The organism is Flavobacterium artemisiae (assembly GCF_042678225.1).
In the GTDB taxonomy this organism is placed as follows: domain Bacteria; phylum Bacteroidota; class Bacteroidia; order Flavobacteriales; family Flavobacteriaceae; genus Flavobacterium; species Flavobacterium artemisiae.
This window is the reverse complement of the sequence record NZ_JBHUDZ010000018.1, coordinates 349,138-363,993: the sequence shown is the minus strand read 5'-3', so window position 1 is coordinate 363,993 and position 14,856 is coordinate 349,138. Positions and strand designations below refer to the sequence as shown.

The window sequence follows — 14,856 nt, the reverse complement described above, 5'->3', positions numbered from 1 at the left end:
ATTTACTCCGATTTTATTTTTTCAATGATCAATGCTGCGGCTTTATCGGCTGCCTGCTGTATAATCTGCTCGGGACTGCCGGGGAAAACCTCCCTGTGGTCTATGGTGCCCGAAGGCGTAATGATGTACAAAAAGATGGTGCCGACCGGTTTTTGCGCGGTCTCGCTTCCTCCCGGACTGGTAAGCCCTGTCAGGGCCACAGTTATATCGGCATTGAATATGACCGCTGTGCGCTGGGCAAGGGCACTGGTGACCTCTGCTGATTCGGGCGTATGCTTCTCTATAAGTTCGTGCGGCAACAGAAGTATCTGCTCTTTGACAAAAACTTCATAACAGACAATACCGTCCCTTAAAATTTTCCCCGACAGCGGGGTTAAAGAAAATTCAGCACTTAGTTTTCCCGCTGATGCGCTTTCTGCAAAAGCAATGTTCCAGCATTTGGCCGCAATGGCCTCGCTGCATTGGATTATAATTTCTGATGTCATAACCTTAAATATTTATTACGCTGTTCTTCTGGTTCCATATAAAGCTATTCAATGAAGTTTATTTTTGATCTGGCAAACTGGTCCAGCACCTCTTGGGTGGGGCGTTCCACGTCCCTGGCAATCAGGGCAGATTCCAGCAGGTAATCATCCACAAAATCAAAAACCGTTTTTTCGGCCTGGTCAAGTCTTTTAATATCATCGGGCTCCAAAGAAGCATTATATACATTTTCAAGGTGCTGCCTAAGGTCTTTTTCGAACTGTTGTATCAGGTCTTCCATTGTTTTTTATTTATGGTTAAAGAAATTGTTCATCGTTTGCTAAATTTTACATCCGAAACAAATTTCGGTTGTTAAGGCACTTAAAAGTAATACCATAGCTTCAATATTTTTTTATATGTAAATACGCAATTCTTATCAAATTTACATTCGGATCCATCCCGGGACTTAATCAAAAAAATGAAGTTAAATTCTCTATAAGAAACTATCTATCATTTAATAATGTTTTATATTTGAGATGAAATACCACTAACATATTATTTTAAATTACCGGCGATGGAAAAGGGGATGAAGCTAAAAGTTCGAAAAGAACTGGACGGCAGGCAGCAGTCAAGTATTATTAAATTAAAAGGCAGTTTAATTGCAAAGGGCTACACGGAGATCATCCACATTTTGGACCAGGATGATGACTTTCATATCAATTCTTTTGGGATTGAGAATGGAAGTGACAGCGAGGTACGCGAATTCATTACAGCATTTATTGCAAGGGAAAAGCTTGAGGACAGTATATCGATTTTGAAGTTATAGGTGGACAGAATTGTGGATGGTTTGGATAAATAATATATTAGAATTTTTACCGGAATGTATTTGAGTGTCAGAATCGTCAATTGCATATAATTCTTTTTTAGGAGCTCTTCCCGCTATACGTTACAATCTTTTGTGCCGAACCCCGGCACAAAAGGATTTCCTCTTCTACCGGGGCTAGGGCTGCTGCAGCGCCCTGTTTTATTCCGGAGAACTGCTATTCGTCACGACTTTTTAACCTCTGACAATACATTAAATCTTTCAGATTTTATTGTTTTAAGATAAAAAGATTAGGAAATAAAATTTTAAATTTTGAAAATTTTATTTATAAAAATTTAAATCCAGAATCTCATATAAATATTAATCCTTTTAATGCATTGTTTGCGCTATTTTTTTCTGGTACGATTCCAATAAAGGAAACGAAAACAAAAAATTACCAAATATATTAATTAATAATTTTTTGAATAATAAATGGCGCCCATTGTCTTCAATTGGCGCCATTTGGCTGTAGTGACTCCGACGGGACAAATTTCAACATTTTTTTTGGATGATTTGAAGAAATTGGCTTATTATATGGAGTTGTCTGTCTTCCAGTGACTTTGTGAATTTGTGAATTTGGTTTGGATTTCCTGTTGGGGATTGACGGAAAAATGTATAAATGAACAAAATAGTTAAGCTCTTTTTATTAAATCTGCCTGCTTTTTTGTAGCAAATTTGGTAGTAACTCCAAAACTTACTTGCCACGATTTTTGTCTCAGAATTTTGAGTAACAGTTTAATTGGGAGGTGACCGTAGTTCTTTTGTTACATCTAACGATATTAAGTCCATTACAGTGTGTATTAATGTATAGTTCAACTTTGGAAATTTTTTTATTTTCACCTAGGAGCTAAGTTACCGGTGCAATAATATATGAATCGATTTGCAGTTCCAAGGTAATGGTATAATACAATTGTCCCCTCAGAATCAGGTTCATATATGCTGAATGCATATTAAATCTGTTGCAATCTAACGTATCCTAAAATGCGTTTTTTTGAACGATTATATGAAGTTGGCCAATGGCGCAAGTTGCCTTAAAAAAAAGGTACTTATTGCAAGGTACTGAAATTAATGCTCTACTTCTCAATTAGATCAAAATATGCAATACCAAAATAAATTAATTATTAGTTTGTAAAATTTTTGGAAATTAAAATAATAATATATCTTAGACACTTTAAGATATGATTAACTTTTCTAACTGCGCTCGGTTGTTCTCCCCCCATTTAGCAGTAGACTCAATGATAGGAATAAGTGATTCACCTAATGAAGTTAAGGAGTATTCGGCTTTAGGAGGCTTTACGTTGTAAGTTTCTTTTGATAAGATTCCGTGCTTTACCAGCTGATTAAGCTGTGTTTCTAAAACTCTTCGAGAAGCCTTGGGAATTTTTCGCTGGAGCTGCCCGGGACGGATAACTCCATTGTAGATGTGCCAAATTAAAGTAATCTTCCACTTTCCATTGATAATCTCCAAAAACAAGTGAAGGCCGCATTCAACAGTTATATTTTTTTTCCTCTTATACATGACAGGCAGTTTAATATGCAAAGATAAGATTTTAATACGGCTGAATTTATCCGTACTTGACATAAATTATATCTGCCGATATCTTTGCAGTGTAAAAAATATAGATATGAAATATAAATTATTTGGTTTACGTACAGGTTTGTATGCAAGTGAATTAGCACTTGGTGCGGCAAATTTCGGAACTCTAAAGGGATATGGGGCGAATCCAGGAGAATCTCAAAAAATTCTCGCAGCTTACAAAGAAGCAGGAGGGAATTTTATTGATGTATCGGATGTATATCAATTCGGTCAAGCAGAAGAAATTGTGGGAAAGTTTTTGGAAAAGCAGAGAACTAATTTTATTATCTGTACAAAATATACCAGAAGTAGTGAATTAACGCCATCAATCAGCAATACAGGTAATAATCGTAAATCAATGAAGCAGGCAGTTGAATCAAGCTTACGCAGATTAAAGACTGATTACATTGATTTTTATATGCCACATTTTGATGACGGTATTACTCCTTTAGATGAAATAGCGAGAGGTTTGGAAGATCTGGTTAAGGATGGTAAAGTATTGTATTCCGGTCTTACAAATTTTCCCGCATGGAAAGTTGCGGCCATTGCAACATCAGTAAAGTTATCTGCGCTTCAGATTGAATACAATTTATTGGCACGAACAGCGGAACGTGATCTCCTTCCGATGGCAGATGAATTTGGCTTAGGAACAATGATGTATTCGCCGCTTGCTGGAGGAGTACTGACTGGTAAATATAGGACAGGCAAACTTGGACGTATTAATTTTGTAGCTGATGCAGTTTATAATGAAGATAAAAAAACAAAGACAATTCTTGACACATTATTAAGTATTTCGAAAGATATAAATGCGTCCCCAGGTCAGGTTGCATTTGCATGGGTATTATCAAAAGGAGCATTTCCATTGATTGGAGCGCGTAAACTTGAACACTTTGAACACAGTCTAAAAGCTGCAAGCATAAATTTGACAGAAGAACAGATTTCTCTGTTGGATAAAAGCAGCTCAATATCATTGGGATATCCCCATGATCTGCTGGCCACTGTAAGGAGAGCGGATATTAAATTGAGAAGTTGATCAGCTTCTCGTTCCAATGAATTACTGATTAATGAAACTACTGTATATGCAACAGAAATTGGTGGGTATAATTTTATTGCTAAATAAAAAACTGCGCTCCCAATCGTAACTTGCCAGTAAACTTTAGAAAAAAAACAATTCATCAAATGGATTGGTTTTATGCGTTACCCAGCGTCGTTTGGCTGGAACTTCTGATGATCTCGCGGCGATGTTGAGCTCCCCATTCGGAAAGGTTACGGATAACGGAAGTCAGTTTTATGCCATGTTCTGGAAACTCATAATTAATTATGATTGGGTGGCGGTCTATAACAGTCCTTTTTACCAGCCTGTTAGTTTCCAATTCTTTGAGCGCTTTGCTGAGCATTTTATTGGTGATGTCACTTACATCTGCCAATAAATCAGAAAATCTTCTCTGCCTGTTGTAACAAAGTCAAAACCGATATTTTCCATTTGCCACTAAAAAAATCTGATTAGTGCTGTCATTCATCAGAATATTCAAAAACCGGAAGAGTTTCTGGTTATGAAATCTGGAATTATACTGTTGGGTATTTTCTACAAGTGCATCCAAAAAAAAACGTATGCACAGGAATGGGACCAGCTGCTTCTAGACATCAATGTCGTGCGTGAGCCTTCTATTTACGCTCCTTTTGGAAATATGGTAAATAGAATATAATAGTAGATTATAAAATACACTGCTTTGAATATGTCATTTGTAATGCAAACGTGTTTCAATGCTTATTTTTCGCAGAATGCATTAAAGTACAGCCGTCAAAGTCATTTGATTCTGAAGGCTTATTTTTCGTTCGTGCCTGGTGTTATCCGATAATTTCTTTCCCGGCGAAGTACCATCACTACTTCAGTCCAGTTTTTCACCCTTTCGTAATCGTGTTGGTACAAATTATGGTAAGCCTCAAACATTATAACTTTACCATGGCAGAAGTCAAGGTTGTGCTGGATCATAAATTTATCAAGCGGCGCATTAAATAGAGATTAGTTTTCAAAAGTTTTCAGTTCGTCAAAAAAAGCTTGGCAGGAATTGAAGTAGTACATAACGTGAGAAACAATCAGATGCTTAGTGCAAGTATGTCCAAATCATTTTGTACACTGGCTGCATAATTTTCGGTCCTTAATTCTTTCGGGTTATTTTACAGATGCGACAGACACAATCCGATGTAACCTTCAAGTAAATTTTTGAGTAATGGATTATCTTTAAAATGACCCGGCTTTTTTGTGGAAAATTTGAAGGCAGTTCCATTATCATTCAAATTATTGATCAAAGTTTTTGATACTGACTTGAATTTTTATTTATCTTTAAAATGTTTTATCACCGTCTCTCTGTATTTAGAAGGCGTCATTCCTGTTTTATTCTTAAACAATCTGGTGAACTGATGAATGTTTTTAAAACCTAATTCTGATGCAGTATAATTGATAGACTTACTAGTGTCAAAAATTTTTAATTTTGCTGTATTAATTATGAATCCATCTATGTATTCGCACACTGTGGAATCTTTCTCTTTTTTAATAAGGTATTCTAAATCAATAGTCTGAATCTTCAGTATATCTGAAAAGTACGCAGCATTTGGAAGACCGAAACGAGAGGCTTTATCACATTCTAAATAATCCTCAAGAAGTTTTTCAAATTTATCCAGTTTTATTTTCTGACAATTCAGGGTTGATTCATTGCAGAGCTTATTTGCGTTTTCCATAAATTGAAGTTTACCTGGCTGAATTTTTCAGGTTCGACCGGCACAATTAGCTGTTTCTTTTCAGGGTATGACAAGTATTGCAGCTGAATAAAAATTATCCGCGGAGTAACTTTTTTATTCAGCTTTTACAAAGAGGCACTGGATGTACTTTTTCTAAGAGTTCTATTTGATGGTTAATGTCATATTCGGCACCACTATGTTTCCATTGCTTCCTGTGTAACGCTGTGCGAAAACCTCAATTTGATCGTTGGTAATCATTTCGGTTGTAGCGTTCAGCGGAAGAACCACGATATCATTTGTGGAGGCCCCCCTGCCGTAGATCTTGTATTGTGTCAGCATGGTTCCATTTTTGGCAATATAAATGATGTAAGTGCCTGCAGCTGGAACCTGAAATGAAATAGATCCCGAAATTTGGAAAATCCTTTTCTTTTTACCGACATATCGCAGACGATTAGCAGCGTCGGTGGAAAATCGGAATAAATTGGAGTAAACAGTAGAGGGTGTGCCAGATCCTACTTTTACAATATCACTGGGATTTAAGTTGTTAGTAAAAGCTACCGCTAGCCCGCTTCCGACTGCATAGTCCATTGCAAAATCGCCTGTTGCGTTCGCATCGGTTTCTGTCGGAATACCCGCCGCCCTGACATTCCAGCTGTTGCTGAAGTTATATCCCGAATAAGTTCCTGAAGCGTAAGGACGAACGTAATTGGCAGGTGTAGGGCCGGTAAATACCACCGACTCCAAAACAGCATCGCTTAAAATGGAAATACCAGCGGCCGATACGTCAAATCCATAAGCTCCTGATGCAACATTCGAGAAACCGCCCTGCTTTGATACCAAGTTAAAGGTACCGGTCAATTTTTCATAGGTGCCGCCGTTATTGCTGAACCATGCCTGATTGCTCAGCAGAAGCTGTCCGATATTGCTGTATGTTATTCCGTTTGTATTTCCGGAAAAATTAACTATGCTGGCAAAAACAAGTCCAAATCCCGATATAGTTCCCACGCTTCCTGAATTGGCAATGATAGAGTCCCTAAACAAAAAAGTGGCAGTTGATGATGATGCATTTAGGTTGAATACAGTTGCCCCGGGAGCTGTAATGGTCACACTTCTGATACTTCCTCCTGTGGTACCGTCGAAAAGAGTACCCGAGGTTTTTGCTATAATGTCTTCATTGGCATCCAGTCCCTGAATGTAGGCATTGTTTAGTTCAATAGGTAGATTGAAGGTCACTGTGCCGTTGATTTCATATAAAGTATTGGAAGTTAAAACATATTTCGCTCCTCCGCCGGCAGCAAGTTCGGCAGCCAGCACCACAGCCAAATTATCTGTCGAACGTATGCGTTTAAAGTTAAGTCTTGAATTGGACGCGTTATTGATAAGGATCCAGGATGATGCAGCGGCGGCGTAATAATAAAAAGCCCTTTGATCAGTATCATAGACAATAAGACCGTCAGCAGGCGCTGTTATCGCGTTTCGCTGCACAGTGGTCATTCTCGGCATCAGGAGACCCTGCGTGGTGGAGGTGATGTCCAAAACCGAGCTTGCATTCGGCGTGACAGTCCCAATTCCAATTTGTGCGTGGGAAGCATAGGTAAATAAAATGCACAAAATCGATATGCAGTACTTTTTTGTAAGTTTAGATGCTGTCATAGTGGTAGTAATTTATTTTGAATAATAGTTTGGCAGTCAAAAGTATTTTTGAGTAAAGCGTTTTGATCCTGATTTAGCCGCCCGAATTGAAAATTATGATTTTCTGGGTGATTTTTTCATTTTCATCGGTTAGGAAAACAGCTATGTAAACGCCGGAACTTAAACCTGCCGTTGAAAAACTGTAGACTTGTTCCTGGGGCAGTTCTTTCTTGGTCAATACTGTTTTCCCTGTCATATCATAGAGGTTAAAAGAACGAAATTTAAGAAGGTTGGGATTTAAAGCTTTCAATGTCCTGCTTTTATTTTCCTGATAGAGGGTAAGACTGCTTTTTGATCCTCCCGCAGTGCCTAATGTCTGGCTGTCGAAAGCTATTTTAAAGCGGTCGTTATAAATGCCGGCTGCAACACTCACCTGATAGCTTCCGCTTTTAATGTCATGATAGGATGAATCAAATTCATCCAGCAAATACACGTTCTGGGAAGCATCAAAGTCAATAGTTTCCGGTATATAAAACTTTAAGGTGCAGGCCTTGTCGGCCTGTACGGCAAGCGGTATTTTTTTAGAAGGGTCAAAATTTACCCCCTGAATCACATACCTGCTGTTCTCCAGCCAAAATGAAACGTCAGCAGGCAGGGCCTCATCCATGTTCAGTGCGTCAAGACCAGGATCAACGCCGTCTGTAGCTTCCGGCATAAAGGCAAGGGCAAGCTGTCTGGTGAAAGCGTTATTGATGATCGTATTTATTTTGATGTGTATAATCTGCGTATTTTCCTGCGCTTTCTGTGTGTCTGTGGTATTTGAATTTTTAGCAAATTGAGATAAGGCGCCCCCTTCCTGATAAAATACCCTATGGGCATTCTTTAAGGTAACCTGTCCGTTAGAATTTCCGTTTATTAGAAATCCCTGCCCTATAGGACTGTATTTCCGCTGGATTACTAAACCAGATGATGTTCCCACTGTGTTGAGTGTCCCGTCGCTGTTGTAACTGTTAAATGTTGCAGGGACATAAATTCCATTGCTTCCCAGCGAACCTGGTGAATACGTGCCATAGCCTCCCCTGTATGCTGAAAGGTAATGAGAATCCACTGTCTTGTCCTGTTCCCAAAAATAAGCTACGCGGGTACAGGCGCTGTTGGAGGGATCCATCAGAAAAGCATTTAGATCAAGTGCAGAAGGATAGGGGTTGCCTGTAAGTGTCGCCGCATTGCCGGTTCCTACTGAAACTAAAATGTTCCCATCATTGGGCCTGCCCCGGAAATCATAGCGCTGTCTGCCGCTGCCGTTATTATTAACAACTCCCGTTGTTTCAGGGTCTGCAGGGTCAGATCCGCTGGTTCCTTTCATTGTAAATCCTTCTCCGGGCGCTATTGAAGATGCTGCCCCGACAAAAGTCCACTGGGAGTAACTGCCTGCATTTGTAAGCTTGTAAATCCAATTAGAGGCTATGCTTAGAGGAAGCGCGGTTCCGTTATAATTTCCTGCGGGAAGTATTGTCGCCGGTGCAGCATTAATTGAGGTGACAGGGCGATTAAGTAAAGTAATTCCGAAATTTGAACTGCCTGCCGCACCATTTGCAGCACCGACCGGAGAACACCAATAATTGTATTCGAAATTATCAGAGGTGCCTTCCTGATAAACCGAAACAGTACCTGCACCCGAATTTGTGGATGCTGCTGCTGTGCCTTGCAGCAGCTGGGAATTGTTCCTTAAATAAAGATTGGACCCTGATGCCAGATTTATGTTTCCCGTTACGTATAGGACCTGGTTTTTGACGTACATAGGTGTTGATGCACCAATATGAATCTGAGCGAAACAGTCCACATAAATAAAAATACAAAGTAAAGATAATTTTTTTATCATAGTATCAATTTATATTTTATTGCAAATGATAATAAGTTAACAGATTTTATTTCCTTTTAGAAATAGTATAAATGCCAAATACGGTGCCTGCTGCCAACAAAACATAAATCAATGAATCAATTGGAACGACAACTGGATCGTCAGGAAGACCAGGGGGAGGAGGATTTGCAGAAAAGGTGATGGTCTGGACTAGTAGAAATGTACCTGTAAGTATTTTTTTCATGTGAAATTTTTTTAAAAAAAATGAATTTTATACATATCCAGATAGGAAGGGTACATTGAACTTGGTTTGTAATATTAAAATTATTAAATTTTACAAAATCAAATGTCTGCAAATTTATATTATCGAGTTTTCATAATTCTAAGTTAAAATTTACATAATTTCAATGTTTAAAATATATATGATCGGCATTTTCCAATTATGTATTCTATAATAACTGATAATAGTTAAGACGTTACTTGATTCTGCGGGGATTTATTTCTTAAATGCATATGTACCACCGCTCTGCCAGCAAAACTTAGACCATGAAGTATTCTAAAAAGGGGACTTAACTTTTTCTGACGAAATTTGGGGTAACTTCTATATTTGTGCGTCATGATGTCGCCACTACCTTACAACGAAAAAAAAAGAGGCCTTTTGAGCCTCTTAGTTATTGTGTTTTCCGTTATCCTTGCCATTTCCGTGTCCCCTGCCATTTCCATTATCTTTTCCCTGTTTATTGTTCCATTTTCCAGGTTTTTGTCCAATTGTTTTTTGAGGTTTTCCTTTATAACCTTTTCCGTATTTTATTTTATGCGTTTTAAAATTGTCATAAGGATCATTTCCCCTGTAATCTGTAAGCACTACCTTGTATTCGTTGTAAAGATCATAATTTCTATAAGCACCAGGCAGTGTTCTTGCTCTTAACCATTTGCCGTTACTGATATAAATATAATTAGATGTGCTTACGTCATAATAGGTTTCAAGATCTGGCAGATAATAATACCTTGCGTCACTATATCCAGCTGGTCCCCATGCCGGCGGTGTTCCGATATTGACATTTACATTGACCTGCGCGTTTGAAAAATTTACTGCTGCTAGAAGTAATCCGGCGAATAAATATCTTAATGATTTCATAATTCCAATATTTTAATAGTTAATAATAGTAATAAAACAAAAAACGTACCTAAAAGTTTTATGGCTGTTTTTAAATGCCGGCTGTTTTAATGATTATTCCTAAAACAGCTGCTATGATGATAATATGCGGCTCCTGAACTTTTTTTATGTAAAGTAATGAAAAAATAGCTGCAGCAGCTATCATAATTGTAGGGACATCTATAATATTTCTTTTGGCAATAACGATTACAGATCCAGCTAAGGCACCGACTACGGCTGCAGTAATTCCATCCACAAATGCTTTAACCGATTTATTGGCGGCAATTTTTTTAAAGTATGGTGCTAATGCGATCGTAAAGAAATAACAGGGTAAAAATGTTGCGAGTGCAGCAGTTAAAGCACCAAGGAATCCGGCAGCCAGATATCCTATAAAGCCCACTGTTATAACCACAGGCCCCGGTGTGATCATAGCCACCGCGACCGAATCGAGAAACTGCTGTTCTGTGAGCCAGTTTTTTTCTGTTACTACTCCGGAATGTAAAAAAGGAACAATAGCAAGCCCGCTTCCAAAAACAAAAGCACCTGCCTTGGCGAAGAAAACGGCAATTTCTGTAAGCCTTGTGCTTCCATAATTATAAAATGCAAATGGAAGGAGACAGAAAGAATTTACTGTTTCTCTATTCCACCAGCCGGCTGGTGCTTTTATGACCATATATAAAAGACCCGCCGCGATAAAAAAAAGTACTTGTTCCTGTTCTGTACTATAGGTGGTAAGTGCTGCAAATAGAAAAAACAGCCACAAAAGCCATTTGGACTTAAAAGAATCTAAACTGAATCTGCCGATCGATTTTAAGGTAAGTTTATAAGAACTCAATGCTATAATCCCGATAACAGCGGCGCCGACTCCATAAAATACGGCCTGAATCCAAGAAAGTCCGCCATACAGCTGATAGACAACACCCAGCAGTACAACCATTATAAAAGAAGGAAGAACAAATGCAAATCCAGCCAAAGTGGCACCTAATATCCTATAATGAACAAACCCAAGATAAATACCTAACTGCGCAGCCAGAGGGCCTGGTGCTAATTGTGCCAGAGCCAGACCCTGTTTATATTCTTCTTCAGAAATCCATTTTCTGTTTTCTACTAAATCTTTGTACATATACCCCACTAGAGCAACGGGACCACCAAAGCCAATAGTGCCAAGTTTTAAAAAATACAAGGTCAGTGCTTTTAAAGAATAGGTGTGATTTTCGATCATGATCATATATTTAGAAAGCAATTCCGAATTGAAAGCCTATTGTAAAAGAGGCGGGATGATTATTGCCAAAACGTACTGGCAGCGGTATCGCTGCATAGTAACTGCAGGTTTTGTTTTTGATTATAGTTTTATTAAATACTGGTGTAAAACCATATCTGCCGCTGGTTTCAAAAGCAGCCCTTCCGGCAAATGCATATCCTTTACCTAAAGAAACAAGAACTCCCGGATGAAATAATAAATTAGTTACTTTGTCTGTTCCCTGAGCATCCTTTATATTAGGAACTATTTCAAAAGAAAAACCTATTTTTTCATTTTTCCAGATGTTAATACCAGTCGGAAACCCTACAGCATAGTAATCCCTGAAATTAATATTGGTCTGGTCTTTACTAAGGCTAACCAGCGGATGCATTATCCCAAAGTAGCCTGTAACTTTAGGATACACTGTTTGAGACAGCAAAACCGGGCTTGTAATTAATACGGATAGAAAAAGCAGATGTTTAAATGACATGTTTGGTTTAATACTAAAACAAAACTAGGACTATTAAACAGCTGGAAATAGTATCTTATTTACCTTTTGTATCTGGATTACTTTTTTTTACTTTTTTTCGATATGAAGAAGGATTCTTTCCGGTATGCATCCTGAAGATCCTGGTAAAATGACTTTGATCTGAAAAGCCCGTCACATAGGCAATTTCTGTTAAGGTATAAGAAGAGTTTTCGATAAGAGCAATAGCTTTTTCAATTCTCAACTTTCTGACATATTCACCAAAATTTAGGTCGTCAAAATATTTGGAAAATTCTCGTGATAAATAGGATGGATTGAGTTCGAGGTCGGTTGAGATTTGTCTTAGATCAAATGTAAATTGAGTGTCAATCTGATCCTGGATCATTTCTTTTAAATCTTTCACCCAGGAAGGTGTTTTTTTATTCTTAGATTTTTTTTCGCTCAAAAACTTATTATAGACCTGATGAAGTAAATTTTCGAAAGGACTATTTTGCAGATGATTCTGCTGGTATAAATGAGCTGCCCAGCTGTATAAGGCATCATAAAGTATTATGCCTGTTTTTAACAGCTCATAATCATCATTAATATTATAAGAAAGTCCGGCTGAAACGGCCCAAAGTCCGGCAGATTCTTTTGCAATATCATGACGGTCTGTATCTGCTCCCCGCACTATTGCCGCCATAATTGATACAGCAGGATCATCAATTTTGTATTTTTTAATAATATAGTCAAACGTACACTGCTCATCATAATGTGTAAATTCCACATTAGGAATATCAAAGGGAATGGCCCCGAATTCTTCTGCTTTGCTGATCACTTCATCAAAGGGCACATATATAAATTCAGCTTCCTGATCTATAAATTTTTTAATCAGCCACGGACAGGCAATCCGGTCAATTTTTGGTCTTTCTCTGGTAATCCATTTCATAAAATTAACGTCATATTATTATCTAAAAATAAATAAAATAAATTTTCTTTCAAAGTAAATTGTACTGTCTGTCGTTTGATTATGGCATTCGGATTTTGCGAAGTTTTTTTTCAAAGTAAGTCTGATTACAGTAGGAAGTAGCCACATAGTAAGGGGAATTTGCCGGGTCATAGTTTGCCTGGCTTTTCTTTTAAATTATAATGAGAAGTAAGCTTGTTTTTAACAATGACATACTTCTACATACTGCTTTAAAAAATTTGCTTGGCCGCTACATTAAAAACATGCGAAAAAATATAGAATTTTAAAAAACTTTTTACTATTAGTACTGGTCATGTCTAGTTTACAGTGCTTTGTTACAAATGCACAGTCAAAGAAAAACCCGAATATTATTATTTTATTGTCAGATGATACCGGATGGGGAGATTTAGGTCCCTACGGCGGCGGGGAAGCAAGAGGAGCTGCAACTCCAAATATCGACCGGATGGCCAACGAAGGAATGCAGTTCTGGTCATTCTATGGACAGCCAAGCTGTACGCCCGGAAGGGCAGCTTTGATCACAGGAAGAATTCCAAATCGAAACGGAATGACAACGGTTGCGTTTCCTGGTGACGGTGGTGGACTTCCTAAAGCAGAGTGGACATTAGCGTCTTTATTGAAACGTAAAAACTACAATACTTTTTTTGCAGGAAAATGGCACCTCGGCGAAGAAGATTACTCTATGCCTATTGCACAGGGATTTGATGTTATGAAGAACGTAACTTTGTATCACTTAAATGCATACACCTATACCGATCCGGAATGGAATGCTGATATGCCGGATGATATCAGAGCAACATGGGTTAAAGGAACCAAAGGAGCTTTAGAGGGAGAAGCTGGGAAACCATACAGAGAAGTTAGAAAAATTGACGGTAAAGTAATTCCGTTTTTAGATCAGTATACCGAAGAAGAATCATTAAAATGGCTCAAGGAAAATGCAAAAAAAGACAAACCGTTTTTTATGGAAATTTCTTTTGCTAAAAACCATCAGCCTAACCTGCCCCACCCAGACTATGCTGGTAAATCTGCAGGAAAAAATAAATACGCCGATTGTATTGTTGAACTTGATGCAAGAATAGGCCGTATTATGGACGAGGTCCGTAATCTTGGAATTGCAGAAAACACTTTAATAATCTATACTGTAGATAATGGTACATGGCAGGATGTATATCCAGACTGCGGCTATACTCCTTTTAGAGGAACAAAAGGGACAGACAGAGAGGGAGGAAGCCGTATTCCAACATTGGCATGGTGGCCTGGACAAATTAAGGCAAATAGCAAGAATAGCGACATTTTAGGAACGCTTGATTTTATGGCAACATTTGCAGCCCTATCCGGGCATGAACTGCCAACGGTTGACAGAGATGGGAAACCAACGATATTTGACAGTTATGATATGTCGCCCGTTTTATTTGGTACTGGTAAATCAAAACGAACAATGTGGTTTTACTTTACAGAAGATGAACTATTGCCGGGGGCTATACGAGTTGGGAAATTCAAAGCGGTATTTAATTTACGCGGTGATAACGGACAGGCAACAGGAGGTTTGGCAGTAGATTCTAATTTAGGCTGGAAAGGCGCTGCGAGTTATGTAGCCACTGTACCGCAGATATTTGACTTATGGGCAGATCCTCAAGAGCGCTACGACTTGTTCATGAATAACTTTACAGAGAAAACCTGGTTTTTGCCGACGATTCAGAACATTATTGGGGAATTTGCTAAAACTTATGAAAAATATCCGCCTCATGTAGTACAAAGCAACCTGTATCCCGGTCCAATTACTATTGATATTTATTTGAAGCTTAAAGAGGCACAAGAGAAATTAAAATCCATATCAACAGCTAAAAGAAGCGGGGGTGGATGATCAAAAATTAACG

General features: G+C 38.3%; 16 protein-coding genes. 4 read left to right on the top strand and 12 right to left on the bottom strand.

Going from position 1 to position 14,856, the window contains the following annotated elements; genetic code table 11:
• Positions 1 to 2: 2 nt before the first annotated feature.
• Together ACFSC2_RS21410 and ACFSC2_RS21405 are read right to left on the bottom strand one after the other, a co-directional pair.
• Positions 3 to 485, bottom strand: coding sequence for a CinA family protein (locus ACFSC2_RS21410; protein ID WP_379813133.1), 483 nt, complete (start codon positions 483 to 485; stop codon positions 3 to 5).
• Between the two features lie 44 nt (positions 486 to 529).
• Positions 530 to 763, bottom strand: coding sequence for a hypothetical protein (locus ACFSC2_RS21405; protein WP_379813132.1), 234 nt, complete (start codon positions 761 to 763; stop codon positions 530 to 532).
• A 273-nt stretch (positions 764 to 1,036) separates the two neighbouring features.
• Here ACFSC2_RS21405 and ACFSC2_RS21400 point away from each other — a divergent pair, with 273 nt between their 5' ends.
• Positions 1,037 to 1,288 carry a hypothetical protein gene (locus ACFSC2_RS21400; protein WP_379813131.1) on the top strand — a complete coding sequence of 84 codons (252 nt, stop codon included), beginning with the start codon at positions 1,037 to 1,039 and terminating at the stop codon, positions 1,286 to 1,288.
• 1,207 nt (positions 1,289 to 2,495) lie between these two features.
• Here ACFSC2_RS21400 and ACFSC2_RS21395 read toward each other — a convergent pair.
• Positions 2,496 to 2,843, bottom strand: coding sequence for a winged helix-turn-helix transcriptional regulator (locus ACFSC2_RS21395; protein WP_379813130.1), 348 nt, complete (start codon positions 2,841 to 2,843; stop codon positions 2,496 to 2,498).
• 106 nt (positions 2,844 to 2,949) lie between these two features.
• Between ACFSC2_RS21395 and ACFSC2_RS21390 the strand changes: the two genes are divergently transcribed.
• Positions 2,950 to 3,933: an aldo/keto reductase gene (locus ACFSC2_RS21390; protein WP_379813129.1), complete on the top strand. Its 984-nt coding sequence runs from the start codon at positions 2,950 to 2,952 to the stop codon at positions 3,931 to 3,933.
• Positions 3,934 to 4,090: 157 nt separating this feature from the next.
• Here ACFSC2_RS21390 and ACFSC2_RS21385 read toward each other — a convergent pair whose 3' ends face one another.
• On the bottom strand, positions 4,091 to 4,297 hold the full coding sequence (locus tag ACFSC2_RS21385) for a winged helix-turn-helix transcriptional regulator (RefSeq protein ID WP_379814301.1): 207 nt from the start codon (positions 4,295 to 4,297) through the stop codon (positions 4,091 to 4,093).
• A gap of 156 nt (positions 4,298 to 4,453) precedes the next feature.
• Between ACFSC2_RS21385 and ACFSC2_RS21380 the strand changes: the two genes are divergently transcribed.
• Complete coding sequence (locus ACFSC2_RS21380) at positions 4,454 to 4,606, top strand: hypothetical protein (protein WP_379813128.1); 153 nt, start codon at positions 4,454 to 4,456, stop codon at positions 4,604 to 4,606.
• Between the two features lie 628 nt (positions 4,607 to 5,234).
• Here ACFSC2_RS21380 and ACFSC2_RS21375 read toward each other — a convergent pair.
• The 8 genes from ACFSC2_RS21375 to ACFSC2_RS21340 all read right to left on the bottom strand — a co-directional run bounded on the left by ACFSC2_RS21375 (position 5,235) and on the right by ACFSC2_RS21340 (position 12,943).
• The gene (locus ACFSC2_RS21375; RefSeq protein WP_379813127.1) at positions 5,235 to 5,639 is read right to left on the bottom strand and encodes a helix-turn-helix domain-containing protein; all 405 of its coding nucleotides are present in this window, start codon (positions 5,637 to 5,639) and stop codon (positions 5,235 to 5,237) included.
• A 162-nt stretch (positions 5,640 to 5,801) separates the two neighbouring features.
• A complete protein-coding gene (locus ACFSC2_RS21370; protein WP_379813125.1) occupies positions 5,802 to 6,680 on the bottom strand; it encodes a hypothetical protein in 879 nt (292 codons plus the stop codon).
• A gap of 685 nt (positions 6,681 to 7,365) precedes the next feature.
• Positions 7,366 to 9,153 carry a T9SS type A sorting domain-containing protein gene (locus ACFSC2_RS21365; RefSeq protein WP_379813123.1) on the bottom strand — a complete coding sequence of 596 codons (1,788 nt, stop codon included), beginning with the start codon at positions 9,151 to 9,153 and terminating at the stop codon, positions 7,366 to 7,368.
• 46 nt (positions 9,154 to 9,199) lie between these two features.
• Positions 9,200 to 9,376: a PID-CTERM protein-sorting domain-containing protein gene (locus tag ACFSC2_RS21360; RefSeq protein WP_379813121.1), complete on the bottom strand. Its 177-nt coding sequence runs from the start codon at positions 9,374 to 9,376 to the stop codon at positions 9,200 to 9,202.
• Positions 9,377 to 9,799: 423 nt separating this feature from the next.
• Positions 9,800 to 10,270 (bottom strand): hypothetical protein, encoded by a 471-nt coding sequence (locus tag ACFSC2_RS21355; RefSeq protein ID WP_379813119.1) that lies wholly within the window; start codon positions 10,268 to 10,270, stop codon positions 9,800 to 9,802.
• Positions 10,271 to 10,340: 70 nt separating this feature from the next.
• On the bottom strand, positions 10,341 to 11,510 hold the full coding sequence (locus ACFSC2_RS21350) for a chromate transporter (RefSeq protein ID WP_379813115.1): 1,170 nt from the start codon (positions 11,508 to 11,510) through the stop codon (positions 10,341 to 10,343).
• Between the two features lie 10 nt (positions 11,511 to 11,520).
• Positions 11,521 to 12,018, bottom strand: a complete 498-nt coding sequence (locus ACFSC2_RS21345) for a hypothetical protein (protein WP_379813113.1) — start codon at positions 12,016 to 12,018, stop codon at positions 11,521 to 11,523.
• Positions 12,019 to 12,073: 55 nt separating this feature from the next.
• Positions 12,074 to 12,943 carry a chromate resistance protein ChrB domain-containing protein gene (locus tag ACFSC2_RS21340; RefSeq protein ID WP_379813111.1) on the bottom strand — a complete coding sequence of 290 codons (870 nt, stop codon included), beginning with the start codon at positions 12,941 to 12,943 and terminating at the stop codon, positions 12,074 to 12,076.
• A 331-nt stretch (positions 12,944 to 13,274) separates the two neighbouring features.
• Here ACFSC2_RS21340 and ACFSC2_RS21335 point away from each other — a divergent pair, with 331 nt between their 5' ends.
• On the top strand, positions 13,275 to 14,843 hold the full coding sequence (locus ACFSC2_RS21335) for an arylsulfatase (RefSeq protein ID WP_379813109.1): 1,569 nt from the start codon (positions 13,275 to 13,277) through the stop codon (positions 14,841 to 14,843).
• Positions 14,844 to 14,856: the final 13 nt, after the last annotated feature.

Bases quoted from the DNA above. Each gene is read 5' to 3' on its own strand.
- ACFSC2_RS21410 (WP_379813133.1), bottom strand. From the start codon at position 485: ATGACATCAGAAATTATAATCCAATGCAGCGAGGCCATTGCGGCCAAA.
- ACFSC2_RS21405 (WP_379813132.1), bottom strand. From the start codon at position 763: ATGGAAGACCTGATACAACAGTTCGAAAAAGACCTTAGGCAGCACCTT.
- ACFSC2_RS21400 (WP_379813131.1), top strand. From the start codon at position 1,037: ATGGAAAAGGGGATGAAGCTAAAAGTTCGAAAAGAACTGGACGGCAGG.
- ACFSC2_RS21395 (WP_379813130.1), bottom strand. From the start codon at position 2,843: ATGTATAAGAGGAAAAAAAATATAACTGTTGAATGCGGCCTTCACTTG.
- ACFSC2_RS21390 (WP_379813129.1), top strand. From the start codon at position 2,950: ATGAAATATAAATTATTTGGTTTACGTACAGGTTTGTATGCAAGTGAA.
- ACFSC2_RS21385 (WP_379814301.1), bottom strand. From the start codon at position 4,297: ATGCTCAGCAAAGCGCTCAAAGAATTGGAAACTAACAGGCTGGTAAAA.
- ACFSC2_RS21380 (WP_379813128.1), top strand. From the start codon at position 4,454: ATGAAATCTGGAATTATACTGTTGGGTATTTTCTACAAGTGCATCCAA.
- ACFSC2_RS21375 (WP_379813127.1), bottom strand. From the start codon at position 5,639: ATGGAAAACGCAAATAAGCTCTGCAATGAATCAACCCTGAATTGTCAG.
- ACFSC2_RS21365 (WP_379813123.1), bottom strand. From the start codon at position 9,153: ATGATAAAAAAATTATCTTTACTTTGTATTTTTATTTATGTGGACTGT.
- ACFSC2_RS21360 (WP_379813121.1), bottom strand. From the start codon at position 9,376: ATGAAAAAAATACTTACAGGTACATTTCTACTAGTCCAGACCATCACC.
- ACFSC2_RS21355 (WP_379813119.1), bottom strand. From the start codon at position 10,270: ATGAAATCATTAAGATATTTATTCGCCGGATTACTTCTAGCAGCAGTA.
- ACFSC2_RS21350 (WP_379813115.1), bottom strand. From the start codon at position 11,510: ATGATCGAAAATCACACCTATTCTTTAAAAGCACTGACCTTGTATTTT.
- ACFSC2_RS21345 (WP_379813113.1), bottom strand. From the start codon at position 12,018: ATGTCATTTAAACATCTGCTTTTTCTATCCGTATTAATTACAAGCCCG.
- ACFSC2_RS21340 (WP_379813111.1), bottom strand. From the start codon at position 12,943: ATGAAATGGATTACCAGAGAAAGACCAAAAATTGACCGGATTGCCTGT.
- ACFSC2_RS21335 (WP_379813109.1), top strand. From the start codon at position 13,275: ATGTCTAGTTTACAGTGCTTTGTTACAAATGCACAGTCAAAGAAAAAC.